The sequence below is a fragment of the Pseudomonas sp. BTN1 genome, from assembly GCF_001907715.1.
Lineage (GTDB): Bacteria > Pseudomonadota > Gammaproteobacteria > Pseudomonadales > Pseudomonadaceae > Aquipseudomonas > Aquipseudomonas paracarnis.
In genome coordinates this window covers 1-24,410 of the sequence record NZ_MPBM01000010.1, presented here as the reverse complement: position 1 = coordinate 24,410, position 24,410 = coordinate 1, and the positions used below count along the sequence as shown (strand labels likewise).

Genomic DNA, 24,410 nt, shown 5'->3' with positions numbered 1-24,410 from the left:
AGGAACAGACATGGCTGAAACGTCCCCCATCCGCTACAGCTTCGGCGGTGATGAACACCTGTTTGCCGAGGTCAGCAACAGCATGTCCCTGGAGGCTTTTTTCAAGGGCATGGCGGTGACCCGCGCCGTGGAGCGCCTGGCACTGGAAGGCGTACTGGATGTCTGCCTGGCCAACGCATCGTTCCAGATTCGCTTCGACCCTGACCGCATTGCCCCTCAGGCGCTGCTCGACGCCGTGCAAAGCGCCGAAGCCCAGGCCGTGGCCGAACGCACCTTGCGCACGCGCATCATCGAAATCCCGGTGCTCTATAACGACCCCTGGACCCGCGAAACCCTGATGCGTTTTCGTGACCGCCACCAAGACCCCAGCGGCACAGACCTGGAATATGCGGCACGCATCAATGGCCTGGCCGACGTGGACGCGTTCATCGCCGCCCACAGTGGCGCGCCGTGGTTTGTGTCGATGGTCGGCTTTGTCGCGGGCTTGCCGTTCATGTTCCAGATGGTCGAACGCGAGCGGCAATTGCAGGTGCCCAAATACCTGCGCCCACGCACCGACACGCCGAAACTGACCCTGGGCCATGGCGGCTGCTTTGGGTGTATCTACTCGGTGCGTGGCGCGGGCGGTTACCAGATGTTCGGCGTTACCCCGGCACCGATCTACGACCCGGCGCAGCAGTTGGCGTACCTCAAGGAGCACATGGTGTTCTTCCGCCCTGGCGATATCGTGCAGTTCAAGCCGATGGACCGCGAGGCTTATGACCTGGCGGTCGCCGAGGTGGACGCCGGTCGTTTCGACTTGCGCATCCGCCCGGTGGAGTTTTCCCTGGATGCCTTTCTTGCCGACCCCATCGGCTACCCGAAAACCCTGCAGGAGGCGCTGGCATGATCAAGGTCCTCAAACCTGGCCTCGCCACCTCCGTGCAGGACCTGGGCCGCGAAGGTTATTACCACTTGGGCATCCCGCCGTCGGGGGCGCTGGACCAATACGCGTTGAGTGCGGCCAACCACCTGGTGGGCAATCCTGTGGGCGCGGCGGGCCTGGAATGCACGCTGATCGGGCCGGAGCTGGAGTTCCAGCAGGACGCGCTGGTGGCCTTGAGCGGCGCCTTGATGTCGCCGCGCCTGGACGGTGAAGTGGTGCACCAGGACACCGCCTTTGCCGTGCGCGCCGGGCAGGTGCTGCGGTTCGAGTTTCCCAAGGCCGGCGCACGCACCTACCTCGCCGTCGCCGGCGGTATCGACGTGCCGTTGGTGCTCGGCAGCCGCTCCACCTACACACTCGGCGCCCTCGGCGGGTTTAACGGCCGACGCTTGCAGGAGGGCGATCAATTGCCGATCGGTACCGCCAGCGGTATGGGGCGTGCGGGCAACAGCTTGCCGATGGCGTTGCGGCGTTCGGTCGGCGGCGATGTGACGTTGCGGGTAGTGCCGGGGCTGTATTACGAGCGCTTGACTGACGAGGCCAAAAGCAGCTTTTTTGCCGAGCCGTGGACGGTGGGCTCCGAGGCCGATCGCATCGGCTACCGCTTCAAGGGCGGCAGCGCGTTGAGCTTCCAGCCACGGGAACAGCCGTTTGGCGCGGGCTCCGATCCTTCCAACATCGTGGACAGTTGCTACCCGATTGGCTCGATTCAAGTACCGGCGGGGCTGGAGCCGATTGTGTTGCACCGCGATGCGGTGTCGGGCGGTGGCTACGCGATGATTGGCACGGTGATCAGCGCCGACCTGGACTTGATCGGGCAGATGCAGCCCAACCAGCGAGCGGGGTTTGTGGCGGTGAGCCTCGAGGAGGCTTTGGAGGCGCGGCGGGTGTACAAGAAGCGGCTCAAAGCGATGTCGGGACTCTTCAATCACTGAATAAACGCAAACTCCTGTGGGAGCTGGCTTGCCTGCGATAGCGGTGGGCCAGCTTGCATTGTCTTGGCTGATACACCGCAATCGCAGGCAAGCCAGTTCCCACCTTTGGGCTTATTTCAATTTGAGAATTTGCGGAATGCCCACCGTCCAGCGATCAGGGTGAAGGTTGCGACCAAGGCCACCAGTATCCAGAAGCCTTCCGGATCCTGGGAAAGCGGCACCCCACCCACATTCATGCCAAAAAAGCCGGCAATGATATTGATCGGCAGCGCCAGCACCGTCACCACCGTGAGGGTAAACAGCGTGCGGTTGCTCTGTTCATTGAGGTTGGCGGCGATCTCTTCCTGCAACAGCTTGATGCGTTCGCCCAAGGCGGTCAGGTCGTTGATGATCAGCGCAAACTCCTCGGTGGATTTGCGTAACTCCTTCACGTCTTCCTTTTGCAGCCATTGCGGCGGGCGATTGAGCAGGCGCAGCAGCGAGCCCGGTTCCAGCGCCAGCAGGCGTTGCAGGCGCACCAGCACGCGGCGGGCGGCACCCAGTTCGGCGCGGTTGGTGGACAGGCGCGAAGACAACAGCTGATCTTCGATATGGTCGACGCTGATACTGGTCTTGCGCACGATCTGCGTCAGCACTTCGCCCTGGTCGCGCAGCAGGTGCACCAACAGCTCCAAGGGGGAGCGAAAGTGTTCGCCGGCCTTCACCGACGAGCGCAATTTATCCACCGAGTGCAAAGGCTGCAGGCGCGCGCTCACCAGCAAGCGGCTGCGAGCGCACACCCATAGCGTGGAAATATCCGACGACACCATGCTGCTGAAGTTGAACACCACATCGTTGACCACTGCCAACAAGGCCGAGTCCACATGCTCGATGCGCGTGGAGCGTGAGCCCTCATGCAAGGCTTCAAAAAACTCTTCCGGCAGCGACAAATGCGCCTGCATCCAGCGCTCGCAGGCGGCGTGCGCCAGGTTCAGGTGCAGCCACAGGAATTCGTCCGGGTCTGGCGGGTGCTGTAAGGCGGCGAGGGCGGTGGCGGAATCAATTTGTTGGCCTTTCTCGCCGGGGCGAAAACGAAAACCGTAAAGCAGGCCAAACAGATCGGAATCTTGATGGCCGTGGTCGATGCTGTGGTTCATGGCGACTCGCAGAGAAAGGGCCTGTAGGACTTTTCACAGGTTCCTGAGCGAATCATTGCAAGGCGGTATGACGGTTATGTGACCGTTTGAGGCGCGCATAAAAAAACGCGCCACCCGAAGGTGGCGCGCTTTTTCAAGGTTCAACTCAGGTGTCTTGCTTGTTTTCCAGCACGGCACCGGTCTTGGCGTCGAGCTTCACATCCCATTTCTTGCCGGTGGTGTCGGTCAGATCCACTTCGTAGACCAGCTTGCCAGCTTCGTGATCCAACTCGGTATCGTTGATGGTCGCGCCGGCATGTTGGGCGACGGCGGCGGCGTTAAGCTTTTCGAACGCCATCACTTCACCGGACTTGAGCAGGCTAGGAATCTGGTCCGGACGGACATCAGCCTGGGCCAGGCCGGCAGTCAAGGTCAGGGCAGTAGCAGCGAACAGGGCAGTCAAGGTTTTCATGGTGTGTGTCCTTCTTAGGTTGAGCTGTTTAAGTGGCGCCAGATTAACCGGCGCAACTTAACTCATCCTTAATGGCTCACTGACACTAACGCTTTTAGTACTTATGGTCGTTGAGCAGGTCTTGCACGCTGGACGACGGCCAGCGCTTGTAGAACTTCAACAGCTCGGCGGCGCGGTTGGTGAAAATGCCATCGACGCCGGCCTTCATCACTTTCTCGAAGTCCACCGGCTCATCCACCGTATACACATGCACCAGCAGGCCCTTGTCGTGGGTCAGCTTGTTCATTTCAGGCTTCACCAGGTCGGTGTAGCTCTGGTCGCCGTGGTCGGTCAGCTCGGCCGACGGGCCGGTGCCGATGGCGCCGAGGCTTTTGGCTTCATCAACCCATTTTTCGAATTCGGCAGCGTCTTTAGGCTCTTGCTTGGCGTAGTAGGCGGCCTTGGTGGATTCGCCAGACTCGGCGAAGGTCACTTTGGATTTGGGCTCGATGCTGCCTTCACCCACCCACAACAGCAGGATTTTCGGAGTGTTGGGCATTTCCTTCTGCAGCACTTTGAGGCTGGCGGTTTCGAAGGTTTGCAGCACCACGCGGCCCTTGCCTTGGCCGACACCGGTATTGCTCTTGCCCAGTTTGGAGCCGGCGGAGCTCAGCCAGCCTTTGTCGAGCAGCTTGTTTTTCAGGTCGGCTTCGATACCGGGGAACTGCTTGGGCTCCTTGGTCTCGATGTACAGGCCGGGTTTGTGCGAGGGGTTGCCTTCGGCGATCTTGATGATGTCGTCCAGGCTCAGGATTTTCAGGCCAACGAAACCAGGGCGCGCGCGGTCCGGGTAGGCGGCGTTGAACCAGCTGCCGGCGTCGAGGGTTTGCAGCTCTTTCCAAGTGAACTCGTTGGCGGGTGCGTCTTTGCGCTCGGGAAACTTGGTGGCGACGTCGGTGGTGCGCTGCAGGTTGTTGTCGTGCAGGGCGAACAGCACGCCGTCCTTGCTACGTTGCAGGTCCAGTTCCAGGTAGTCGGCGCCCAGGTCGCGTGCAACCTTGTAGGCAGCGGCGGTGGATTCAGGCGCATCGTAGGAAGCACCACGGTGAGCGATCACGGCAGGGTAGGGAATGCCTTCGTTTGTCGCCAATTCGGCCGGGCTGACCGGCTCGGCAGCCTGTGCCTGGCCAAGGCCGAGCATCAACGCCAGCAGCAAGGCGCTTTTGGAAAACGTGACAGGCATATGCGAAGTCCTTTCGTGGAGGTAACTTTGAGAAGGTGTCCTTTTTAACAATTGATTGCGAACGGCGCTATCACCAAACCGACATTAACGTGCGCACCGGCCAATTTTGTCGACTTTTTTGCAGGGTGTTGCAGTATTCTTACGGGTAGCTGCCCCGCCAGAGGGCGGTATTTTCTGCCACGCGTGTAAACCATCTTTCCAGTCCCTGTGGGACTTTTCAGTGAGGTTTACCATGCGCATCACTTCCGAGCTTATCTGCCAGGCCGCCGACCAACTCCAGGGTTTTGTCGGCCTCAACCGCAAGACCGGCCAGTACATCGTACGATTCAGCGAAGACTCATTCGGCATGGACGTGGCCGATGACGGCATCATCCCCACGGCCGAGTTCGTCTGGCTGCCGGCCGCCGACCACACCATGACCCTGTGCCGAGCGCGCCTGCAGTTGTTGCTCGACCAGAATATCGACGAGCGCATCAACATCACCGAGCCGCTGCGTGTGTATATGCGCCGGGTAGAGATCCCGCAGATCAGCGCGTTGCGTAGTTTGGTGAGCTGAGCGTCCGCGATTGCTAACGATGACGAGCAAATGTGGGAGCTGGCTTGCCTGCGATAGTCTCACTGCGGTTTCACTGCATCACCGAGGTGTCTGCATCGCAGGCAAGCCAGCTCCCACCGGGTTCGGTGATTCAAGTGGAGAAGGTGTAGGCCCGCTCTACCTTGCACACCCGCGTGTGAAACGCCGCATACCAAGTGGCCCGCCCTTGCTCGCGCACTTGCCGATGCTCAGCCTGTTGTTTCCAGGCCAGGATCGCCGCCTCGCTGGCCCAGTAGGACACGGTGATCCCCAGCCCATCCTCCCGCGCCGATTCCACCCCAAGAAACCCCGGTTGTTGCCTGGCCAGTTCCAGCATGCGCGTGGCGGCCTCGCCATAACCCCGGTCGGCGTCGGTGCGCAGCGAGCTGAAAATTACCGCGTAATAAGGTGGGGCGGGTGTTTTGGCAATCATGCCGATACCTCCTGGCAGGCCTTGAGCAGCGCAATCACCAGCGGCGGCGTGATGCCCTTGAGTGCGGCGCGTTCGGGCTGGAACAGGGTGGCGACGAAGAACGGGTGGTCGAGCAGTTCCACCGCGCGCAGATCGCCCGCCGAATCGTGGCCGGTGGGAATCAGGTTGGCGTCCAGCAGGGCGTCGGCAAAGGTGGGGTTGATGCCGTAGCGGCAACGGTAACCCTCGTGGATGTCCAGGCTGCCGTAGGCCTGGGCAATGCGCGTGTACGCGGCCAGGCGCACGGTGTCGTTCACTTCCACCAGGGAGCAGTCCAGCGGCGTGATGACAGCGCGCTCAGCATCGGGCATTAATTCGCCGTGCTGGGCATCGGCCCAGCCGAGCACATGGCGGGCATATTCCAGCACGGCATGTTGAAAACCGCCGCAGGTACCGAGGAAAGGGCGACCTTGTTCGCGGGCAAAACGTATCGCGCGCAGGGCGCCGTCGACGTCGCGATAGGGGCTGCCGGGCACGCACCAGAAGCCGTCGAAGTCGCTCAGGGCAGAAGTGGAGGTAAGGGTGTCGGTGGCCAGCCATTGCACGTGGACGCTCAGGCCCAGAGCGTCGGCGGCCTGTTGCAGGGCCATGGGAATGGCTTGGTGGGCGGTCACATCAGGGTTGTAGTCACCGATCAGGGCAAGGTGCAGCGCGGGGGTTGGCATCGTGTACGTCCCATGGCTTGTGGTGGGTTGATACCCACTATAGATTGGCGTTCACGCAATCAATATTGGCGTTTGCCCATATGTTCAATGCAGCTACGCACTATCAAATCGACTACGCCGACCTGTCATTGGTCCTGGCCCTGGTGCGCGGCGGTACCCTGGCGCGGGCGGCGGCGCTGCTGCGGGTCGATGTATCCACGGTGTTCCGTGCGGTGCGGCGGCTGGAGGCGGCGCTGGGCCAAACCCTGTTTGAAAAAAGCCGTGCCGGTTATTTGCCCACCAGCCTGGCGAGCAACCTGGCCCAACAGGCCGAGCGTGCCGAGCAGGCGCTGGAGGCGGCGCGTATTGGCGTGGAACAGGGCGGTGAAGTGATCAGCGGCACCGTGCGCCTGACCTGCACCGACTCAGTGTTGCAAGGCTTGCTGTTGCCGGCCCTCGCGCAGTTCATGCCGGCCTACCCGGCGTTGACCCTGGAACTGAGCACCTCCAATGACTTCGCCAACCTCAGCCGCCGCGATGCGGATATCGCCCTGCGCCTGACCACGGCGCCGCCGGAGCATCTTGTCGGACGTTGCCTGGGGGCGGTGGCGTATCAGGTGTGTGCCAGTGCCGACTATGCGCGCCTGCACCCAGACCATGAGTGGGCCGATCTGGCCTGGATCGCGCCGGACGATTTTTTACCCGATCACCCCACCGTCGCCTGGCGCCGTGAGTATTTGCCGGGCGTGCGTCTCCGTTATCGGTGCAACAGCATGCAGTCGGTGGCCGAATTAGTGCGCGCAGGGTTGGGCGTAGCGGCGCTGCCGGATTTTCTAGTCGGGAATGGCGTGCAACCGCTGGGCCCTGCGCTGGCAGGGCACGATACGGCGTTGTGGTTGTTGACGCGGCCTGATTGTCGGGCGTTGCGCTCGGTGGTGACGCTGTTTGATGAGTTGGGGCGGCATGTGCGCTGGCTGCGAAGTTAACCCTCAGACAGCCAGCGCCAAGGGTTCAGCGATTGCCCCGCTCATTGGCAAACGCGCTTACCGCTTGTACCGCCTCGCCGGTACCTTCGCGAATCTGCAGGATCACCGTGCCGGCCTGGTTGGCCAGTTCCACACCCTGGGCAGCGCGGTCGCGGGTGGCGTCCATGCTGTCGATGGCTTGGCGGGTTTCGTCCTGGATCATGGCGATCATGCCGGAGATTTCCGCGGTGGAGCCGCTGGTGCGCGCGGCCAGTTGCCGCACTTCATCGGCCACCACGGCAAAGCCACGTCCCTGCTCGCCGGCGCGGGCGGCTTCGATGGCGGCGTTGAGGGCCAGCAGGTTGGTCTGGTCGGCAATGCCGCGAATGGTGTTGACGATGGCGGTGATCTGTTGCGAGCGTTCGCCCAGCTTGGCGATCAGTTGCGAAGAGGTGTCGATATCCACGGCAATTTCACGCATGCCGCTGGCGGTCTTCTGAATCACCTCAGCGCCTTTTTCCGCCATCTCCTGGGTGTTCAACGACAGGTGATAAGCCTGGGCGGCGCTCTGTGCGTCAGCGGCATGCTGTAGCACGCGGGCGGTGACGTCCGAGGCGAACTTCACCACTTTGCACAAGCGCCCGCTGGCGTCGTACACCGGGTTGTAGTTGGCTTCCAGCCACACGACTTGGCCGTGTTTATCCACCCGCTCGAACTGGCCATTGAACAGCTCGCCCTGGTTCAAGCGCTTCCAGAACTCGCTGTAGGCCGCACTGTTGGCCAGTTCGGCCGTGCAAAACAGGCGGTGATGCTTGCCCTGGATCTGCGCCAGGCTGTAGCCCATGCGCTGCAGGAAATTGCCGTTGGCGGTGATGATGGTGCCGTCGAGGTTGAACTCGATCATCGCCATGGCGCGGTCGATGGCTGCAAGCTTGGCGTTGGCTTCGCTCTCGGCTTGCAGGCGCGGGGTGACGTCCATGGCGTATTTCACCACTTTGATTACATTCCCCGCTTCATCCCGTACCGGGTTATAGCTGGCTTCCAGCCACACCGAGGCGCCGTTGCCGCCTACTCGTTCAAAGGTGCCCGACTGGAATTGGCCGTTGCGCAGGTGCGTCCATAACTGGTTGTAGTCCGCGCTGCGGGCGAACGCCGGGGTACAGAACATCCGATGGGGCTGCCCCAGGATCTGTTCGGCGCGGTAGCCTATGGTCTTGAAGAAGTTGTCATTGGCGCGCAGCACGGTACCTTGCAAGTCGAATTCGATCACGGCCATGGAGCGCTCGATGGCGTCCAGCAGGCTGGTCTGTTGGGCAAGGCTGTGTTGCAGGGTACTGATGGTTTTCTTGTGAGCGTGAAATAGCATGGTGGAGGGCTCGGGCATGCAAGCGTATGCGGGGTCCATGTATTTGCGCCTGACCCCGTAGGGCCCCTGGCCTTACGGTTGACTTGCTCATTGCCAGCTTCCTGGTGCTGACAGAGGGGGGTAGAACAACGGTCTCAGAGTGATCAATCGGCCTGGAAGTTCGCTCGTCAGGCAGGACTATTTTGGCCAGGCGACCAATGGCGGCATTATGCTATTGCAGCAGGTGGGCGGAGCAAGATTCGGACGAGGTGTCATCAGACAACTCAGGCTGAATGAACGACCGTGCATTCGCTGATCTTGACGCGGTTGCGGCCGCTGTTTTTGGCGGTGTACAACGCGCGATCCGCAGCATCGAGCCACATGACCGCGTCCTTGAAGGACGGGTGGAAATCCGCCAGGCCAATGCTCAGGCTGACGCGCAGGTCTGGGATTTGCGGATGCCGATAGTGACTGAAGGTTTCGCGTAGATGCTCCATTACCTGCGCAGCGGCTTGCATGCGCATTTTCGGAAGAATCACACAGAACTCATCGCCGCCATAGCGGCCGGCCAGGTCTTCTTCGCGCAAGTGTTCGCGCAGCGCTTGGCTCAACTGGCGCAGCACCGCGTCACCCACGGTGTGGCCATGAACGTCATTGATGTGCTTGAAGTGGTCGATATCGATCAAAGCAATGGTCGCTTGGCCGTGTTGCTGTTGGCACTTGTGAAACTTGAGGTTCAGCAGGTCTTTCCAGGAACCATGGTTGAGCAGGCCGGTGAGGCTGTCGATGCGGCTCAGGGCGCTGAGGGCGCGTTTGTGTTGCGACAGTTTGATCGCCAACTGGTAACAGACCATGCCGATGGCCATCGGGTAGAGCGTCAGCATCGGCAGGCAGGTGTAGACCTCGGTGAGGCTGACGCTGGGGTCGAACTTGATGCCGAACAGGCCCCAGGCCACCGCGATACCGGCCGCCTGTGCCAGCAACCCGCGCAGGAACAGGCGTTTGCCACCGGCTGCGACGTTGTTCATGGCCATCATCGACAGAATAGTCACCGCTGTCAGTGGCGAAAACTGAGTGGCCGCGGCCCAGAATCCGCCCAGCACTGAGTCATACAGCAGGTTGCGTTGTTCGGCCTGGTAGGGAAATGGCGAGTGAGTGGAAATCAGGTACGCCACATGCGGCCAGGCAATGCCGTTGAACAGCAGCAACGCCCAGACCCAACCGGGCATCGACAAGGGATACAAAGCCCCGATTACGCTGATGCTACCGATACCCAGGCCGATAATCCTTGGCGTGTAGATACGCCTGGCAAATGAAAGCCCTTTGCCTCGTCTGTTTTCCATAGTGTCCTGGGTCAACTTTTTTGCGGGTGCAACAGCACGCGTCAGCGGGCAGAGCCGGTGGTCGGATAAGAAAGGTGGATTGTCGATTATTCCTGTGGGATTAATCAGTGTCCTTCCAGGCCATTTGCGCAAAACAGCGGGCAAAAACGCCATAAACGACCTTAAATGTCGCTCCTGCAACAGGGCTTACTGGGGCGTGCGCTGCGTGCTGGCTTCGTAGCCGGCGAGGAACAGGTCGATGGCCGATTCGATGACGTGGGCCTGGGTGGCAGGGTCGAGGGTGGGCTGGCCGAGGGTGATTTGCGGCCAGAATGCAAAGGCCTTGAGCAGGCTTTGGATCTGGTGGGCGGCGAACGCCGGGTCGGTGCCGGTGAGGCGGCCGTCTTCCTGGGCGGCGCGCACCCATTGGGTAAAGCCTTCTTCCCGCGCACTGAGGCGGTTGACCATGTCTTGCGCGCGCTCCGGCGAATGGATAGTGGCAGCAATGGCCACGCGTGCCAGGTCGAGGAAGTTGGCGTCTGACATCATCTGCATTTTCGCTTCCAGCAACGTGCGTAGTTGGTCGCGCAGTGGGCGGTCACTGGTGTAGATCACGTCCAGTTGGGCAACGCTGCTGGCCCACAGTTGGTGGAGGATCTCGGCGAACAGTTCTTCCTTGCTGGGGAAGTGGTTGTACACGGTGCGCTTGGAAACGCCAGCGCTGGCGGCGATCTTGTCCATGCTGGTGACCTCGAAGCCGTGCTCGCGAAATTCGGCAATCGCCGCCGCCACGATGGCTTCGCGTTTACGCTCGGTGAGGCGTTTGGGGGCAGTCATGGAAGGCATTCGACTCAACAATGAAATTACACCGGGCAGTTTACTTGCTCCGGATTTTGTTGCAATCTAGAAACTACACTGTGCAGTGTAATACTTGAGCGGACCGCAGGAGTCACTTTGTCATGGCTACGATTTCAACCCGTCTCGACCCTGCGCCCTCGGCGCCCAAGCCTGCTGAGCAGGGCCTGGGGCACTTCAGCAACGACACGCCGGTGCAGCACGGTGGCTTGGGCAAGACCCTGCGCATTTTCTGGAACATGCTATTCAACAAGCCGCGAACGACACGGCCGGTGGGGCAGATTCCGGTACAGCCACTGACCCGCGAGCAGTTATTGGCCGCCCCTGATCACAGCGTGTATCGCCTCGGCCATTCAACCGTGCTGCTGAAAATGCGCGGTAAATTCTGGGTCACCGACCCGGTGTTTGCCGAACGCGCCTCGCCATTGCGTTGGGCCGGCCCCAAGCGTTTTCATCAGCCGCCTATCAGTCTTGAAGAGCTGCCTGCGCTGGAAGCGGTGATCCTTTCCCACAATCATTACGACCATCTCGACCGCAAAGCGGTGGTCCAATTGGCCGAAAAGACCCGCTACTTCCTGGCGCCCCTGGGCGTGGGCGACACACTGGTCAAATGGGGCGTGGATGCCAGCAAAGTCCGCCAGTTGCAATGGTGGCAGGGCACCGAGGTCGATGGCGTTCGTTTTGTCTGCACGCCGGCCCAGCACTTTTCCGGGCGCGGCCTGTTTGATGGCAACCAGACCCTGTGGTGCTCCTGGGTGATGATCGACGACACGCGGCGTATCTTTTTTAGTGGCGATACGGGCTATTTCGACGGTTTCAAACGCATCGGCGAGCAATACGGGCCGTTTGACCTGACCCTGATGGAAACCGGCGCTTATAATGTCGATTGGCCCCATGTGCACATGCAGCCGGAGCAGACACTACAGGCGCATATCGACCTTAAAGGGCGCTGGCTGCTGCCGATTCACAATGGCACCTTCGACCTGGCCTTCCACGCCTGGCATGAGCCCTTCGACCGCATCATGGCCCTGGCCTGGGAGCGCAATGTTTCGATCACCACTCCGGCGATGGGCCAGGCTTTTCGCTTGAACCAGCCTGAGCGTGGGCATGCCTGGTGGCTGGAAGTGGAACCTCAATCGGTCAACGAACACGCAGCAGGCTGAGCCAAAGGCCCGTTTGGAAAAGAGCTTTTCAGCGAATTTCAGCCCTGCGACAAAGGTCAAGAGAGAGTGCGATGATCCCCCGGAAATTTTATCTCCGGGAGGATGTTTCGATGGACAGCCATTGTAAGAAACTTTGGAAGATGGGTTTGCCGTGTGCGTCAGCTCAACCGCTGCCATCGCTAATGAACGCCGTCGACGTTCCCGCTTCACCCCCCGGTGCCGCTCCCCCTTCTATTGTCTTTGGCACCGAGCAACGTGCCGGCGCCACGCCCATACCTGGGTATAACGCCCTGGCTCCCCATATACGGCCGGTGCGCGATCCCGCGCTATCGCTGATCGCCATCAGCGGCGTTGACCCTACCGAACCGGTGATGGTGGAGGTACCGCTGGTATTGAATAACACCACCTTCACCGCCTCGCTGCCGCTGACGGGATATCGTATCGGCTATGCCGAGCATTATGTGCAGGGCAAGCAGGTTGAACGGGTCGCACGCAGTGCGGCCTTGAACCGAGTCTTCGACACCCTGCGCCAGGCTGGTGCGCAATGCGTGGCAGTGGATATGCAGCGCAGCGGTGATTGTCAGCAGGCTTGTCATGAAATCGACGAGCTGGTGGTAGGTCTTCGCCTTGATGCCTTGGTGTCAGAGGATCCCGAAGCCGCCTTTCATCACGCCTGTAAAAGCGGCTACCCCAGTATGTGTGAAACCCTGGAAGACGGCTCCAAGGTCTGGTTTTACGGTGCGCGCTGGGCGGGTGATCGCTTGGCGGCACTGGTACGAGCTTACCGCGTGCTGCGGCCGTAGGTATTGATGCCTACATCGGGCTGCGAAGGGTAGGACGCAGTGGCAGGATTCGCCTGAAATAGTGGTGGGTGGTCGGCTCTTAGACTGGTGCGGCGCTATCGACCGATAGCTCTCACACTCAGTCAAACAGAGGGGCACTTCATGATCGGACCAGTTTCGGCAGGTGGATGGGCCACGGGCCTGCTTCAGGAGCTTTCAAACCCGGTGCAAGGTTTCAAGAGTGCCTGCCAGATGTCAGCGGAGATGGCCCAAGGAGGCGGCGTCACCTCAGAGTCGCTGTTGAAGGACTCGCTCAAACAAATTGCCAATATTGATCGTGGGCTACAGGGCGGCAATGCGTTTTTGGAAACCAACCCGGATGCCATGAGGGAGGCGAAGGCCCGCGATCAGGAACGTGCCAATGGCCGCGTACGCGGGTACTTGCATGGCGTGCCGATAGCGCTCAAGGATGTCTTTGAAACCAATGACCGCATGCAGACCAGTGCAGGTTCGAAGGCCTTGGTGGGCGCGCCGGCCACTAAAACCGCCAAGGTTGTCGAGAATTTGTTGAAGCACGGAGTAGTGATCGTGGGGAAAACCAATATGAGTGAGTTCTCCAACTTTCGCTCACTTTCACCTGCGGATGGCTGGAGCTCCCGAGGTGGTCAGACGCTTAACCCCCATCGACTCGGAGGGCCGGTGGCGGGGTCGAGTTCAGGTTCGGCAGTGGCGGTCGCCCAAGGGCATGTGCCTGTGGCATTGGGGTTGGAAACCAACGGATCGATCATCACCCCTGCCGCCTACAATGGTGTGTTTGGCCTGAAAACAACAACGGGCCTGGTCAGTACCGAAGGCGTCATGACCAGTACCCGCATGGACGCGGTGGGGACGTTCACTCGCAATATCTGTGATGCTACAGAAGCGCTTAACGCAATGACCGAGACCACTGCCTACACCAAGGGTCTGCGCTCCGATGCCTTGAAGGGCAAGCGAATTGGCTACACCCCTTTACCTGAGCTGTCCGTAGAGGAGGCCAAGGACCCAGCCAAGCGGGCAGACCGCAAGCACTATGAGGCGGCGCTCGAAGTGATGAAGGCCCAGGGGGCGATTCTGGTGCCGATGCAGCGGTTGGATGCTGGCGTCTCCGATCAAGCCTATGAGGTTTATAACGAGGTGCTGTTCTCGGAGGTCAAGCAACAGCTGGAAGACTACCTGGCTGGACGGGAAGGTTTGCCGGTCAAGTCACTCTCTGAGCTGATTGTTTTTATCAACCGCACCCAGAAACCTGGTGAGCCTGACCAGAAACTGCTGGAAATGATCAATGAGCTGGAAACCACCCAGGAAAAACGCGATGCGCTGTGGGAAGCCATCCTTCCTATATTTCAGAAAACCATTGATGACCCCATGAAGGAGCACAAGCTCGACGCCATGGTGTCGAACTTCCAGTCCCACAATTATTTTTTCAGTGCAGCGGCCGGGTACCCAGGCATATCCGTTCCGTCAGGCATGGATGAGGAAGGCATGCCCACGGCACTTTACGTGTATGGCTCCGCCAACAGTGAAGCCACCTTGCTGTCAGTCGCCTATGGTTATGAACAAGCCTCACAAGCCATTCAAAAACCGGCTTTTCTCCCAGGTGCTCCCTTCACACCGACACCTGTCAGTACAGATGACGTGGTTGAGATTACTGAAACTTGAGTTTGAATCAGCCTCTGCAGACAGCTGCGTCGCAGAGGTTGTGCTAGGGTTCAATCGACCGCTACAAGTACATTTGAAACCATTGAGGTGCCCAGGGACACGCCTGGGCTCTACGCACCATTGGATTGAAGCGTTTGTGAGTCAATGGTTGCGGTGGTTGAACCCATCAATCGGGAGATGAGGCCTTGTGCAGAAGGTTGCGCTGCGGCGGTATCAAACCGACGCGCACTCATCCCCCACCCCGGTGCGAACCCCGGGAAAAACACCAGCCCCTCGGCCTCCAGGCGAAACGCCAGGATCAAACGGGTTTCATCGTCCACGTCGCCGTGGTCTTCCAATTGTTCAATGGCTTGCACCGCCACGCCAGCCTGGCGAGCCAGCGCTTCGCGGCTCCAGCCCAGCATGACGCGCGCCTGCGCGCAGTGTTTGGCGGTGAATTGATGCAGGACGATCTGTTGTTCTACGAAAGAACTCATTGCCAGAGAGGACATGGGGTTTCTCCAGGTTCGACAGGGGAGGTGCAACTATACTGTGTTTTTGTACAGTTGTTTCTACCGCTCATCCACTGGCGTTGCAACCCCTTATGATTCCAGCCCCGGTGCCTCACGAATAATCAGGTGATCCAGATTCTCGATCCTGGCGCTGAATACCCCGAACGTCTGCTCGGGGTTTTTCTGGCTGGGCACCTGCACAAGCTGCGGCGTGACCCCATAGAAAAAGCAATACAGCGACCGTTCACTGCTGGCCGCCGCCTTGATCTGCTCCAGGAATGCCGTGCGCTTGCGGTAGTTTTCGATGAGCTTTTTGCTCAGGTAGACGTTCACCGAATAAGGCTTCCTGTCGAGCCACACCTTCTTTTCGAAGTCGATGCGAAAACTGCTGGTGTAGTCCTTGATGGTCTTGATCTTGCCCCAGTAAATCAAACCCTGGTTGTCTTGCAGGTATTCGATCCTCTTGAAGAATGCCCAGTAGGTCGCCGCGTGCTCACCGATCTTCAAAGGCATGGCCTTGAGCTTGTCCTTGTCATCGATGTTGGACACGTAGCACTCCACCGGGTGTGCGAATACGCTGGTTTTGTCCGGGATCGAGTCATTGCTGCTAGAAGAGGTGGTAGCGCGGTTTGCGGGCGCTTTCGTCGGCTCCTGAAGGACGCTTCCAGCGGTGCCGACTACCGGCGTTTTAGGCGCGTACAGTCGCCGCGTCAGCACAAATTCCGATGGGAAATTTTCCTCACGCTCGTCGTCATTTTCACCCGTCGCAGGTTTATGGCTGCCGGCATAGCGGCAGCCGTCGATATGCCGCGTGCCGGGTTTGTTCTTGAAGTGCGGCGTGCGCAGGTAGTTGACGTTCTTGGCGTTGAAAGTGCTCAACGCATTGGTGCTATCGAACGCCGCGCGGCAGGCGTCGTTGGGGCACAGGAAGCTGTCCTTGTCGGAATCGAACGCGGTGGTTTCGTCGAAATTCAGGTCTCGTATGTCATAGATCGACACCTTGTCGTCGAGACTCAGGCTGTAGGCCGTGTCGAATTTCATGGGGCTCGGGTCCTTCAGAGGTTTGGCTATTAATAGCCGGATCTTGCGTAAATATCAGCAAGAACCTGCCACGCGTCGCCCGCTCAAGAAACACAGGGTGCCGCCCATGGCCGTGAGTGCGGCCAAGGCAAAGAACATGCTGGTGGGCGCCGCATTGATCAGCAGATAGCCGCAAATCACCGGGCTCATGGCCCCGCCAAACGCGGCCAGGTTCTGTGCCCCGTAATAACTGCCCCGTAGTGCATCCGGCGCGATGGTGTCGATAAACAGGAACTCTGAGGGATAGATGATCATCTCGCCCAAGGTGAACACAAACATCGCCAGGCACCAGGTCAGCAGACTGTGCGCCTGGCTGAAGCCGACCAACCCGACAATAAACAGCAGGGTGCCCAGCACGATCCAATGGCGCAATTGCTCGCGCTTGAGAAATCGGCCGATTTGGTACTGCATCAAAATCACGGTGACGGCGTTGCAGGCGAGCACCGCAGACAGAATTTTCAGTGCCTGGTCGGGGGTGTAGGCCACCAGCAAAAACTGCGACAGATAAAGGGTGTAGCGCCCATGGACGATGGTGCTCAACAGGCTGCCGCTGGTGAAGAGGATCAGCGTGCGGTCGCTGCGCAAGATGCGCAGGGTGCTGAGGAAACTCTGAGGCTTATGACTGTCGTCGCGCTGGGTCGGCGCAATGCCGATCATCAGGAACAGGCTGCCAAAGGCAATGGCGCTGGCGATCAAAAACGGTGCCCACGGCAATTGGCCGGCAATCACTACGCCCAACATCGGGCCCGTGGCATAGCCGACATTGGTCAGGGTGTAGCGCAGGGAAAACACCTTGGCGCGCTCACCCACCGGCAGGTTTTCGCTGATGATCGCCTTGGAGCCGATCAGGAACAGCGCCGACGCGGCTTCAGTCACAACAAGGGTCAGCGTGGTGAGGTAGAGGTTGCTGGCAAAGGTCAGCAACAAAAAACCGATGGAGCTGGAGAGCATGGCCAGGATCAGCAGTTTGCGCTTTTCCAGGCGATCGATGATGTAGCCGCCATACAACCCCATGAGCGTGGCGATGAACACCGCGACCCCCATCAGCAGGCCGATGTCCTGCTGGTTGAGGCCCAGGCGTGTGCTCAGCCAGAGGGCCAGCAATGGGCTGGTCATGGCACGGCTGACCACGATGGTCACCGAGCAGATCATCAGGCGACGGATTACCAGGGAGTAGGTGGCCACGGTGGGGTGGGCTCCTTGTGATTCTTACCTACACGACTCAGATCACCAGCGAACGCAGATTGAGTGTGGGAGCTGGCTTGCCTGCGATAGCGGAGTAACAGCCAACATTGTTTTAGCTGACCCACCGTTATCGCAGGCAAGCCAGCTCCCACATTCGATGGCGTTATTGGCCAGAGTTGATGGTGATTTTTTCTACCGCACCTTGTTCCAGATCCCACTTCTTCAGGATCTTGCCGTAAGTCCCGTCATCAATCATGTCTTGCAACGCCTCACTGATCGCCATGACCAACTCGGTATTGCTCTTCTCAATCCCAAGCCCGGTGAATTGCTTGGAAATCGCCAGCCCCACCGGCTTGTACTTGCCCTTGTCCAGCGACATCAAATAAGGAATGGTCTCGCTGCCCTGCATCGCCGCATCCAGGCGGTTCTGCTGCAACTGCGCCCGCGCATCCGCCGAGCCTTCGGTGCCGATCACCACGATTGCCGGCTTACCCGCCGCCTCGCAGTTTGCCTTGCTCCAGGCGGTAATTTCCGACGGCCAGGTGGTGCGGCGGCTGGTGCCGACTTTTTTACCGCACAGGTCGGTCAATTCCTTGATCTCTTCGCGCTTGGCCAGGGTGTACAGCTGCGGGCCGCTGGTGAAGTAGTCGATGAAGGTCACGGCTTTCTGGCGCTCGGCGGTGTCGGTCATGCCTGACAGCACGATGTCGACGCGCTTGGTGGTCAGGCCGCTGAGCATTTGTTCGAAGCCGGTTTCCTGCCATTTGATCTTCACGCCCAGTCGCTCGGCCAGGGCGTTGCCCAGGTCGAAATCAAAGCCGGTGAGTGTGTTGGTGGCCGGGTCCTTGAAGTCCATCGGCGGGTAGTTCGGCACGATGGCCGCGCTGATCTCACCCTTGTCCTTGATGGCTTGCGGCAAGGCCGCGAATACACATGAGGAGGCAATCAGGCCTGCAAGCAAGGTAGGGATAAACATCTTCTTCATGGGGGCGTTCTCGTTAGTTTTTTAGTTAAGTGCGAACGGCAGAAATAAAGCTTTGGGTACGCGGGTTTTGTGGGCTTATTAGAATGTCTTCCGGGCTGCCGGCTTCCACAATCTGGCCGGCGTCCATAAACACCATGCGGTTGGACACTTCGCGAGCGAAGCCCAATTCATGGGTGACCACGATCATGGTCATGCCGGTGGTGGCCAAATCGCGCATCACCGACAGCACTTCGCCTACCAGCTCCGGGTCGAGGGCTGATGTGGGTTCGTCAAACAGCATCAACTTGGGGCGCATCGCCAAGGCACGGGCGATTGCCACACGCTGTTGCTGGCCACCGGACAACTCCACCGGGTAAGCATTGCGCTTGTCCGCCAGGCCAACGCGGGCCAGCAGTTCCAGCGCGTCTTCGATGGCTTCCTTGGGCGAGCGCTTGAGCACCTGGCACGGGCCTTCGATGATGTTTTGCAACACGGTCATGTGCGGGAACAAATTGAAACGCTGGAACACCATGCCGGTGGCCAGGCGCTGGCGGGCGATCTGCGCTTCGTTCATCTCGTGCAGCTTGTTGCCGACTACCCGATAACCGACCAGTTCGCCGTCGACCCACAGGCCGCCCTTGTCGATCTTTTCCAGCTGGTTGACGCAACGCAGCAGGGTACTTTTGCCCGAGCCGGACGGGCCGATGATGCACATCACCTCGCCTTGCTCGACCTCGATATTGATGTCACGCAGGGCGTGATACTGGTCGTAATACTTGTTCAGGTTGACAGCCTTGACGATGCTTCTCATGGGGCAAATCTCCTCAACCCAGGCTTACGAACGCTTGCCGGCGCCGCGGGCAAAACGACGCTCGAGGCGGCTTTGACCAAATGAAAGAACAGTCACCACCGCCAGGTACCAGATGCCCGCCACAATCAGCAGCTCCATCACCCGGGCGTTGGCGTAGTAGATGTTTTGCGCGTTGTGCAGCAGTTCCGAATACTGGATGACACTGGCCAGGCTGGTCATTTTCACCATGCTGATGAACTCGTTGCCTACGGGCGGGATGATCACGCGCATGGCCTGCGGCAGAATGATCCTGCGCAGCGCCTGCAGGCTCGGCATGCCGATGGACTTGGCCGCCTCGTATTGGCCGGTGTCCACCGACAGCAAGCCGGCACGCACCACTTCAGCGGTGTAGGCGCCCTGGTTGATGCTCAAGCCGAGCAGGGCGGCTACGAAGGGCGTCATCAGGTCGACGGTGTCGATGCTGAACAGGCCCGGAATCGCGATCACCGGGAAGATCAACGCCAGGTTGAACCACAGCAACAATTGCAAAATCAGCGGTGTACCGCGAAACAACCAGGTGTAGGTGATGGCTACGTAACGCAGGATCGGGTTGGCCGACATGCGCATGATCGCCGTGATCACGCCGATCACCACGCCCAATGCCATCGCCAGGATCGACATGACGATGGTGTTCACCAGGCCCCAGAGGATGGCTTGCGACGTAAGGAACTGGCCAATGTAGGACCATTCGATCTGGCCATTGGCAAACGCGCGCAACAGCGCAGCCAACACAATCACGATCAACGTGGCAAAAAACATCCGCCCGTAATACCGCCGCGGCACATGCTCGTACTGCGTGATATCGAACTGGTTTTCAGACAACTTGCGCTCGGCTTCCAAGCGCTCGGCCGGGGTTTGATTCATGTTGCTACTCCAAAATTTATTCTTGATGCGTGATCGTTCCCACGCTCCGCGTGGGAACGCCGCCTCGGACGCTCCGCGTCCCGCCGTTGGCGCGTAACGTGACGACGCGGAGCGTCACGGGATGCATTCCCACGCAGTGCGTGGGAACGATCGTCACCGGCTTAAATCCGAAATCCTTGATAACTTTCAGTCCACTTTTGCTGAGCCGCCAACGCCATCTTCAACCGCCCAATCTGCTCCTTCACCCGCTCCGGCGCCGTACCACCCCACCCACTGCGCGCCGCAATCGCCGCCTCCAGGGTCAGGCAATCACGCACGTCCGGGGTGAGCCGCCCATCCACCTCGGCCAACATCGCCGGTGAGGCTTGCCACAACTCAATCTCATGCTGCTCACAGGCCTGCACCAGCGCGCCGGTAATCTCATGGGCCTCCTTGAACGGCACACCACGGGTGGCCAACCAATCCGCCACCTCAGTCGCCAAGGTAAAGCCCATCGGTGCCTGGCGTCGTAGCTCCTCTACCTGCACCTTCATGGTCGCCACCATCCCGGCCATCGCCGGCAACACCAGCAGCAAGGTGTCCACACTGTCCAACACGCTGTGCTTGTCTTCACTCAAATCGCGGTTGTACGACAGTGGCAACGACTTGAGCGTCGACATCAGCCCGGTCAGGTTGCCGATCAAACGCCCGGCCTTGCCCCGCGCCAGTTCGGCAATGTCCGGGTTCTTTTTCTGCGGCATGATCGAACTGCCGGTGGCGTAGGCGTCGTCTAGCACTACCCAGCGAAACTGGCGCGACGACCACAGGCAAAACTCCTCAGACAGCCGCGAAATATTCACCCCGAGCATGCCCGCCACAAACAGGAACTCCGCCACATGGTCACGGCTGGCGACAGCGTCGATGGAGTTTTCGCATGGCCCGGTGTAGCCCATTTCCTTGGCCGAGTGCTGCGGCTGACGTGCTATCGCCGAACCTGCCATCGCTGCCGCGCCCAACGGCGACAGGGCCGTACGCGCATCCCAATCCACCAGGCGCTGCACATCGCGCAGCATCGACTGCGCGTGAGCCAGCAAATGATGGGCAAACACAATGGGTTGCGCCTGCTGCAAATGGGTGAAGCCCGGGCAGATGCTCTGCACATGTTGCTCGGCCTGTTCAACCAACGCCTGCTGCAGGCCCAACACCTCAGTGGCGATGGTGCGTGCATGGTCACGCAGGAACAGGCGCAGATCATTGGCCGTCTGGTCATTGCGCGAGCGTCCGGCGCGCAACTTGCCGCCCAGGGCACCGAGGCGCTCGGTCAATACGCGTTCGATAAAGGTGTGTACGTCCTCGTCATCCAGGGTGGGATGCAGGCGACCGGCGGCGAAATCCTCACCGATACGGTCCAGGGCTTCGAGGGTGCGCAGGGTTTCCGATTCATCCAGCAAACCGGCGCGCTGCAACTCACGGGCATGGGCGCGGGAGCCGGCCAGGTCGTAGGGCGTGAGGCGAAAATAGCGCTCAGGGCAACGCGACAACGCGGCCAACGCCGCAGACGGACCGGTCTTGAAACGAGCGCCCCAAAGGCGGTCGGTGGGCTGGGACATGGGTGTTCCTCACGCTTGTTTTTAGAAGAGTCGGAGGCAGTTTCAACAGAAGTTTATCGGTGTAGAACCGACGTCTGACGCGTCGTATTCAAGGTTGCCAAGGGCGGATGTTTATGTTCATTATCGCCGCCTGGCTATGTTCAAGGATTGGGTTCAAGCCTGTTGAATATGGCACTCGAGGTCAACGCGCATTATGGAAACCCCACTTTCCACTTCTGGAAACCTGCCGCCAAAACCCGGCACACGAGCGCCGCTGCAACTGAGCGGGCTGGACTTTAAATTGTTGCGGGTATTTATGGCCGTGGTCGAAGCCGGCGGCTTCAGTGCCGCGCAAAACGAGCTGAACGTGGGCCTGGCGGCCATCAGCAAACAGATCTCCGATCTCGAGATTCGCATCGGCATGCGCCTGTGCACACGGGGCCGCGAAGGGTTCGGGCTGACCGAAGAAGGCAAGTTGGTGTATCAAGCATCCATCGAGTTATTTACCTCGGTGGACAGTTTTCGCGACAAGCTTAGTTCGGCGCAGAATGAACTCATCGGCGACCTGAGTGTGGGCGTTATCGATAACACCGTCTCCGACGTTAGTTCCCCACTGATTACCGCCCTGGGCAACTTACATCGCCAATCGCCAAAAATAAGATTGCGCCTACACGCCTCGCAATTGGACGAAGTTGAACGTGGGGTAGTGGAAGGGCGACTGGTCGCCGGCATCGTCCCGGTGTACCAACGCCGTGAAGAATTCGACTACTTCCCACTCTACGAAGAAAAGGCCCACGCCTACTGCGCCGTAGGGCATCCCTTGTTCACTGCGAGCGACATCACCCCCGACGCTCTTCGCCAATACGAAGTGGTCAACCATCGGTATGCGATCCATCGCGACAAGGCCAACTTCGTCAGCCACGACAGCCAGTCCGCCTCGGCTTCACAAGTGGAAGCCGTCGCCATCCTGATCCTCACCGGCCGCTTCCTGGGCTTTCTGCCAGAACACTACGCCACGCCACTGGTAAGGGAAGGGCGCCTGCGCGCACTGTGCCCAGAGCAGGTTCATTTAAGCACCGCGTTCAACCTGATCCTGCGCCACAACGCGCCGAGAAGCCCGATGGTAAAAGCCTTCGCCACAGCGCTGGGTGTAGACTTGAAGACGTCGGCCTAAGCCTCAACAAAGCTCAAATGTGGGAGCTGTCGAGCCCCAGCGAGGCTGCGAAGGGATCGCCTCAGTCTCCCGCCAACCCCACCCACCCGCATCACCGCTGCAACCGAGCCCGCTTTTTCTTCTTCGCATGAAAATGCCGAAAATGCGCATCCTGCGCCGCCGCCAACAACTCCCGATCCCCACGCGTATCGCCCCAGGCCCTGAGCCGATACTCCCCCAGGTCCCCATACACCGCCTCAAGCCGCAGCACCTTATTCTCACAACGGCAATTATTCCCGGTGAGCTTGCCGGTCAGCACCCCATCCACCACCTCAAGCTCAGTACCGATCAAGCGGATGCCAAGCCGGTCGGCAAACGGCTGCAACACCAACGCCGGCGACGCCGAACACAGCGTCACCACCGCCCCGGACTTCACCTCATCCGCTACCGACTGCAAACCGCTCGGGCGCATCAACTTGCTCCAGCGCGCCTGGCAATATTCCTGCGCTTGCTGCTGAACCCAAGCCTTCTCCACCCCGGTCATAAAGGTGCGAATCAACTGCGCCTTCAACTCATCCCGGCTGATCTGCCGCACCAAAAACCGCAGCCCCGGCAGCGCCAGCTTGACCATCCGGCCATAAAACTCGCCGGGGCCAAAGGCAAACTTGAGGAAGGGCACGAAACTGTCGTGGTGGGTGAGGGTGCCGTCGAAGTCAAAGACGGAAAGTACTTTGGCGTCTGCGGGGCCGGCTTCGAGCATGTCTGGGTTCACGGGTTGGCCTCGATCCTATCTGATAGTTTTCAAGCGGGCATCAGCTGTGACAGCAGGAGTCTACTCCCGTGCCAATCTTCCGATCTTGGCGTAAAGCTCTTCGGTGAAAGCTTCCCGAGCGCTTGACCGGTGACAACGCTGATGGCAATTGGGGCACAAGGCTACAGCATTGGGGGGGCGATCCGAACCCTTCCGGGCCAGGTGCTTGAGGTGATGTACTTCAAGAAATAGCAAATTCCTTTTTTACCGACGAAAAAAAGCCCTGAACATGCCAGGGCTTCCTTTAGCGCTTAGTCCGGATCAATCCCAGCTCAACGCGCCGCCGGTCTGATACTCGATCACACGGGTCTCGAAGAAGTTCTTCTCTTTCTTCAAGTCCATGATCTCGCTCATCCACGGGAACGGGTTAGTCGTGCCTGGGTACTCTTCCTTCAAGCCGATCTGCGACAGGCGACGGTTCGCGATGAACTTGAGGTAATCCTCCATCATCGCCGCGTTCATGCCCAGCACCCCACGCGGCATGGTGTCGCGAGCGTATTCGATCTCCAGCTGCGTACCCTGCAGAATCATCTGGGTCGCTTCTTCCTTCATCTCGGCATCCCACAGGTGTGGGTTTTCGATTTTGATCTGGTTGATCACGTCGATACCGAAGTTCAGGTGCATCGACTCATCGCGCAGGATGTACTGGAACTGCTCGGCCACGCCGGTCATCTTGTTGCGGCGGCCCATGGACAGGATCTGGGTGAAGCCGCAGTAGAAGAAGATGCCTTCCAGCACGCAGTAGTAGGCGACCAGGTTGCGCAGCAGCTCTTTGTCGGTGTCGACGGTGCCGGTTTCGAACTTCGGATCGGAGATCGAGCGGGTGTACTTCAGGCCCTGTCTCTTATAGACCACTCCGATGCCCACGAGACGGTAATGGATCTCGGATGCCGTCATCTGCGAGCAAAAACACAGCAACAGCGTAGAACAAACACGAGAAGAGTACAAACACAGA

25 protein-coding genes and 1 pseudogene are annotated in these 24,410 nt (G+C 59.6%); 8 read left to right on the top strand and 18 right to left on the bottom strand.

Annotated elements, in window-relative coordinates; all coding sequences use genetic code 11:
- Window positions 1–10: 10 nt before the first annotated feature.
- The gene (locus BMH52_RS04820; protein WP_072435198.1) at window positions 11–889 is read left to right on the top strand and encodes an allophanate hydrolase subunit 1; all 879 of its coding nucleotides are present in this window, start codon (window positions 11–13) and stop codon (window positions 887–889) included.
- A complete protein-coding gene (locus BMH52_RS04815) occupies window positions 886–1,860 on the top strand; it encodes a biotin-dependent carboxyltransferase family protein (protein ID WP_072435199.1) in 975 nt (324 codons plus the stop codon). Before BMH52_RS04820 ends, BMH52_RS04815 begins: the two co-directional genes overlap by 4 nt.
- A 116-nt stretch (window positions 1,861–1,976) precedes the next feature.
- Here the strand turns inward: BMH52_RS04815 and BMH52_RS04810 are convergent, their stop codons facing one another.
- From BMH52_RS04810 to BMH52_RS04800, 3 genes are all read right to left on the bottom strand, one after another.
- Window positions 1,977–2,996 carry a transporter gene (locus BMH52_RS04810; RefSeq protein ID WP_014719624.1) on the bottom strand — a complete coding sequence of 340 codons (1,020 nt, stop codon included), beginning with the start codon at window positions 2,994–2,996 and terminating at the stop codon, window positions 1,977–1,979.
- Between the two features lie 145 nt (window positions 2,997–3,141).
- A complete protein-coding gene (locus BMH52_RS04805; RefSeq protein WP_014719623.1) occupies window positions 3,142–3,447 on the bottom strand; it encodes a PepSY domain-containing protein in 306 nt (101 codons plus the stop codon).
- A 94-nt stretch (window positions 3,448–3,541) separates the two neighbouring features.
- Window positions 3,542–4,669, bottom strand: coding sequence for a glycerophosphodiester phosphodiesterase family protein (locus BMH52_RS04800; RefSeq protein ID WP_073843044.1), 1,128 nt, complete (start codon window positions 4,667–4,669; stop codon window positions 3,542–3,544).
- 232 nt (window positions 4,670–4,901) lie between these two features.
- Between BMH52_RS04800 and BMH52_RS04795 the strand changes: the two genes are divergently transcribed.
- Window positions 4,902–5,225, top strand: coding sequence for a DUF2025 family protein (locus tag BMH52_RS04795; RefSeq protein WP_014719621.1), 324 nt, complete (start codon window positions 4,902–4,904; stop codon window positions 5,223–5,225).
- Window positions 5,226–5,355: 130 nt separating this feature from the next.
- On the opposite strand, the gene BMH52_RS04790 is transcribed toward BMH52_RS04795, so the two are convergent.
- Together BMH52_RS04790 and BMH52_RS04785 are read right to left on the bottom strand one after the other, a co-directional pair.
- Window positions 5,356–5,676, bottom strand: coding sequence for an antibiotic biosynthesis monooxygenase (locus tag BMH52_RS04790; RefSeq protein WP_019819298.1), 321 nt, complete (start codon window positions 5,674–5,676; stop codon window positions 5,356–5,358).
- Entirely contained in the window at window positions 5,673–6,380 is a 708-nt protein-coding gene (locus BMH52_RS04785) for a CTP synthase (RefSeq protein WP_014719619.1), read from the bottom strand. Before BMH52_RS04785 ends, BMH52_RS04790 begins: the two co-directional genes overlap by 4 nt.
- 80 nt (window positions 6,381–6,460) lie before the next feature.
- Between BMH52_RS04785 and BMH52_RS04780 the strand changes: the two genes are divergently transcribed.
- Window positions 6,461–7,345, top strand: coding sequence for a LysR family transcriptional regulator (locus BMH52_RS04780; RefSeq protein WP_014719618.1), 885 nt, complete (start codon window positions 6,461–6,463; stop codon window positions 7,343–7,345).
- Between the two features lie 25 nt (window positions 7,346–7,370).
- Here BMH52_RS04780 and BMH52_RS04775 read toward each other — a convergent pair whose 3' ends face one another.
- The 3 genes from BMH52_RS04775 to BMH52_RS04765 form a co-directional block, all read right to left on the bottom strand.
- On the bottom strand, window positions 7,371–8,690 hold the full coding sequence (locus BMH52_RS04775; protein ID WP_073843065.1) for a PAS domain-containing methyl-accepting chemotaxis protein: 1,320 nt from the start codon (window positions 8,688–8,690) through the stop codon (window positions 7,371–7,373).
- A gap of 263 nt (window positions 8,691–8,953) precedes the next feature.
- Window positions 8,954–10,012, bottom strand: a complete 1,059-nt coding sequence (locus BMH52_RS04770; protein ID WP_072435200.1) for a diguanylate cyclase — start codon at window positions 10,010–10,012, stop codon at window positions 8,954–8,956.
- A gap of 186 nt (window positions 10,013–10,198) precedes the next feature.
- Window positions 10,199–10,828 carry a TetR/AcrR family transcriptional regulator gene (locus tag BMH52_RS04765; RefSeq protein ID WP_014719615.1) on the bottom strand — a complete coding sequence of 210 codons (630 nt, stop codon included), beginning with the start codon at window positions 10,826–10,828 and terminating at the stop codon, window positions 10,199–10,201.
- 122 nt (window positions 10,829–10,950) lie between these two features.
- Between BMH52_RS04765 and BMH52_RS04760 the strand changes: the two genes are divergently transcribed.
- The 3 genes from BMH52_RS04760 (at window position 10,951) to BMH52_RS04750 (ending at window position 14,489) form a co-directional block, all read left to right on the top strand.
- A complete protein-coding gene (locus BMH52_RS04760) occupies window positions 10,951–12,009 on the top strand; it encodes an MBL fold metallo-hydrolase (RefSeq protein ID WP_014719614.1) in 1,059 nt (352 codons plus the stop codon).
- Window positions 12,010–12,191: 182 nt separating this feature from the next.
- Window positions 12,192–12,812 (top strand): hypothetical protein, encoded by a 621-nt coding sequence (locus BMH52_RS04755; protein WP_256575721.1) that lies wholly within the window; start codon window positions 12,192–12,194, stop codon window positions 12,810–12,812.
- Window positions 12,813–13,043: 231 nt separating this feature from the next.
- Window positions 13,044–14,489, top strand: a complete 1,446-nt coding sequence (locus BMH52_RS04750; RefSeq protein WP_073843063.1) for an amidase family protein — start codon at window positions 13,044–13,046, stop codon at window positions 14,487–14,489.
- A 110-nt stretch (window positions 14,490–14,599) separates the two neighbouring features.
- Here BMH52_RS04750 and BMH52_RS04745 read toward each other — a convergent pair whose 3' ends face one another.
- From BMH52_RS04745 to argH, 7 genes are all read right to left on the bottom strand, one after another.
- Entirely contained in the window at window positions 14,600–14,980 is a 381-nt protein-coding gene (locus BMH52_RS04745; RefSeq protein ID WP_072435202.1) for a transcriptional regulator, read from the bottom strand.
- Window positions 14,981–15,070: 90 nt separating this feature from the next.
- Entirely contained in the window at window positions 15,071–16,021 is a 951-nt protein-coding gene (locus BMH52_RS04740; RefSeq protein ID WP_073843042.1) for a hypothetical protein, read from the bottom strand.
- Window positions 16,022–16,075: 54 nt separating this feature from the next.
- Window positions 16,076–17,245 carry an MFS transporter gene (locus BMH52_RS04735; RefSeq protein ID WP_073843040.1) on the bottom strand — a complete coding sequence of 390 codons (1,170 nt, stop codon included), beginning with the start codon at window positions 17,243–17,245 and terminating at the stop codon, window positions 16,076–16,078.
- A gap of 163 nt (window positions 17,246–17,408) precedes the next feature.
- The gene (locus BMH52_RS04730) at window positions 17,409–18,230 is read right to left on the bottom strand and encodes an ABC transporter substrate-binding protein (RefSeq protein WP_014719608.1); all 822 of its coding nucleotides are present in this window, start codon (window positions 18,228–18,230) and stop codon (window positions 17,409–17,411) included.
- 25 nt (window positions 18,231–18,255) lie between these two features.
- Entirely contained in the window at window positions 18,256–19,020 is a 765-nt protein-coding gene (locus BMH52_RS04725) for an amino acid ABC transporter ATP-binding protein (RefSeq protein WP_003193648.1), read from the bottom strand.
- Window positions 19,021–19,044: 24 nt separating this feature from the next.
- Window positions 19,045–19,923 carry an amino acid ABC transporter permease gene (locus tag BMH52_RS04720; protein WP_019819278.1) on the bottom strand — a complete coding sequence of 293 codons (879 nt, stop codon included), beginning with the start codon at window positions 19,921–19,923 and terminating at the stop codon, window positions 19,045–19,047.
- Window positions 19,924–20,084: 161 nt separating this feature from the next.
- Complete coding sequence (gene argH / locus BMH52_RS04715) at window positions 20,085–21,512, bottom strand: argininosuccinate lyase (protein WP_072435206.1); 1,428 nt, start codon at window positions 21,510–21,512, stop codon at window positions 20,085–20,087.
- A 193-nt stretch (window positions 21,513–21,705) separates the two neighbouring features.
- On the opposite strand from argH, the gene BMH52_RS04710 reads away from it, so the two are divergent.
- Entirely contained in the window at window positions 21,706–22,665 is a 960-nt protein-coding gene (locus BMH52_RS04710; RefSeq protein WP_014719606.1) for a LysR family transcriptional regulator, read from the top strand.
- A gap of 91 nt (window positions 22,666–22,756) precedes the next feature.
- Here the strand turns inward: BMH52_RS04710 and BMH52_RS04705 are convergent, their stop codons facing one another.
- The 3 genes and pseudogenes from BMH52_RS04705 to BMH52_RS04695 all read right to left on the bottom strand — a co-directional run.
- Window positions 22,757–23,404, bottom strand: coding sequence for an HAD-IB family hydrolase (locus tag BMH52_RS04705; RefSeq protein ID WP_020303103.1), 648 nt, complete (start codon window positions 23,402–23,404; stop codon window positions 22,757–22,759).
- Window positions 23,405–23,476: 72 nt separating this feature from the next.
- A pseudogene (locus BMH52_RS04700) lies at window positions 23,477–23,650 on the bottom strand (HNH endonuclease); the annotation flags it as partial.
- Window positions 23,651–23,716: 66 nt separating this feature from the next.
- Window positions 23,717–24,410: ribonucleotide-diphosphate reductase subunit beta (locus BMH52_RS04695; RefSeq protein ID WP_256575720.1), on the bottom strand; the 694-nt coding region annotated here is incomplete at its 5' end.

What these genes read in the sequence shown, in the direction of transcription:
- argH (WP_072435206.1), bottom strand. Translation starts at nt 21,512, where the DNA reads ATGTCCCAGCCCACCGACCGCCTTTGGGGCGCTCGTTTCAAGACCGGT.
- BMH52_RS04800 (WP_073843044.1), bottom strand. Translation starts at nt 4,669, where the DNA reads ATGCCTGTCACGTTTTCCAAAAGCGCCTTGCTGCTGGCGTTGATGCTC.
- BMH52_RS04795 (WP_014719621.1), top strand. Translation starts at nt 4,902, where the DNA reads ATGCGCATCACTTCCGAGCTTATCTGCCAGGCCGCCGACCAACTCCAG.
- BMH52_RS04710 (WP_014719606.1), top strand. Translation starts at nt 21,706, where the DNA reads ATGGAAACCCCACTTTCCACTTCTGGAAACCTGCCGCCAAAACCCGGC.
- BMH52_RS04740 (WP_073843042.1), bottom strand. Translation starts at nt 16,021, where the DNA reads ATGAAATTCGACACGGCCTACAGCCTGAGTCTCGACGACAAGGTGTCG.
- BMH52_RS04705 (WP_020303103.1), bottom strand. Translation starts at nt 23,404, where the DNA reads ATGCTCGAAGCCGGCCCCGCAGACGCCAAAGTACTTTCCGTCTTTGAC.
- BMH52_RS04785 (WP_014719619.1), bottom strand. Translation starts at nt 6,380, where the DNA reads ATGCCAACCCCCGCGCTGCACCTTGCCCTGATCGGTGACTACAACCCT.
- BMH52_RS04805 (WP_014719623.1), bottom strand. Translation starts at nt 3,447, where the DNA reads ATGAAAACCTTGACTGCCCTGTTCGCTGCTACTGCCCTGACCTTGACT.
- BMH52_RS04730 (WP_014719608.1), bottom strand. Translation starts at nt 18,230, where the DNA reads ATGAAGAAGATGTTTATCCCTACCTTGCTTGCAGGCCTGATTGCCTCC.
- BMH52_RS04755 (WP_256575721.1), top strand. Translation starts at nt 12,192, where the DNA reads ATGAACGCCGTCGACGTTCCCGCTTCACCCCCCGGTGCCGCTCCCCCT.
- BMH52_RS04760 (WP_014719614.1), top strand. Translation starts at nt 10,951, where the DNA reads ATGGCTACGATTTCAACCCGTCTCGACCCTGCGCCCTCGGCGCCCAAG.
- BMH52_RS04775 (WP_073843065.1), bottom strand. Translation starts at nt 8,690, where the DNA reads ATGCTATTTCACGCTCACAAGAAAACCATCAGTACCCTGCAACACAGC.
- BMH52_RS04770 (WP_072435200.1), bottom strand. Translation starts at nt 10,012, where the DNA reads ATGGAAAACAGACGAGGCAAAGGGCTTTCATTTGCCAGGCGTATCTAC.
- BMH52_RS04765 (WP_014719615.1), bottom strand. Translation starts at nt 10,828, where the DNA reads ATGACTGCCCCCAAACGCCTCACCGAGCGTAAACGCGAAGCCATCGTG.
- BMH52_RS04720 (WP_019819278.1), bottom strand. Translation starts at nt 19,923, where the DNA reads ATGAATCAAACCCCGGCCGAGCGCTTGGAAGCCGAGCGCAAGTTGTCT.
- BMH52_RS04725 (WP_003193648.1), bottom strand. Translation starts at nt 19,020, where the DNA reads ATGAGAAGCATCGTCAAGGCTGTCAACCTGAACAAGTATTACGACCAG.
- BMH52_RS04750 (WP_073843063.1), top strand. Translation starts at nt 13,044, where the DNA reads ATGTCAGCGGAGATGGCCCAAGGAGGCGGCGTCACCTCAGAGTCGCTG.
- BMH52_RS04810 (WP_014719624.1), bottom strand. Translation starts at nt 2,996, where the DNA reads ATGAACCACAGCATCGACCACGGCCATCAAGATTCCGATCTGTTTGGC.
- BMH52_RS04780 (WP_014719618.1), top strand. Translation starts at nt 6,461, where the DNA reads ATGTTCAATGCAGCTACGCACTATCAAATCGACTACGCCGACCTGTCA.
- BMH52_RS04745 (WP_072435202.1), bottom strand. Translation starts at nt 14,980, where the DNA reads ATGTCCTCTCTGGCAATGAGTTCTTTCGTAGAACAACAGATCGTCCTG.
- BMH52_RS04790 (WP_019819298.1), bottom strand. Translation starts at nt 5,676, where the DNA reads ATGATTGCCAAAACACCCGCCCCACCTTATTACGCGGTAATTTTCAGC.
- BMH52_RS04820 (WP_072435198.1), top strand. Translation starts at nt 11, where the DNA reads ATGGCTGAAACGTCCCCCATCCGCTACAGCTTCGGCGGTGATGAACAC.
- BMH52_RS04815 (WP_072435199.1), top strand. Translation starts at nt 886, where the DNA reads ATGATCAAGGTCCTCAAACCTGGCCTCGCCACCTCCGTGCAGGACCTG.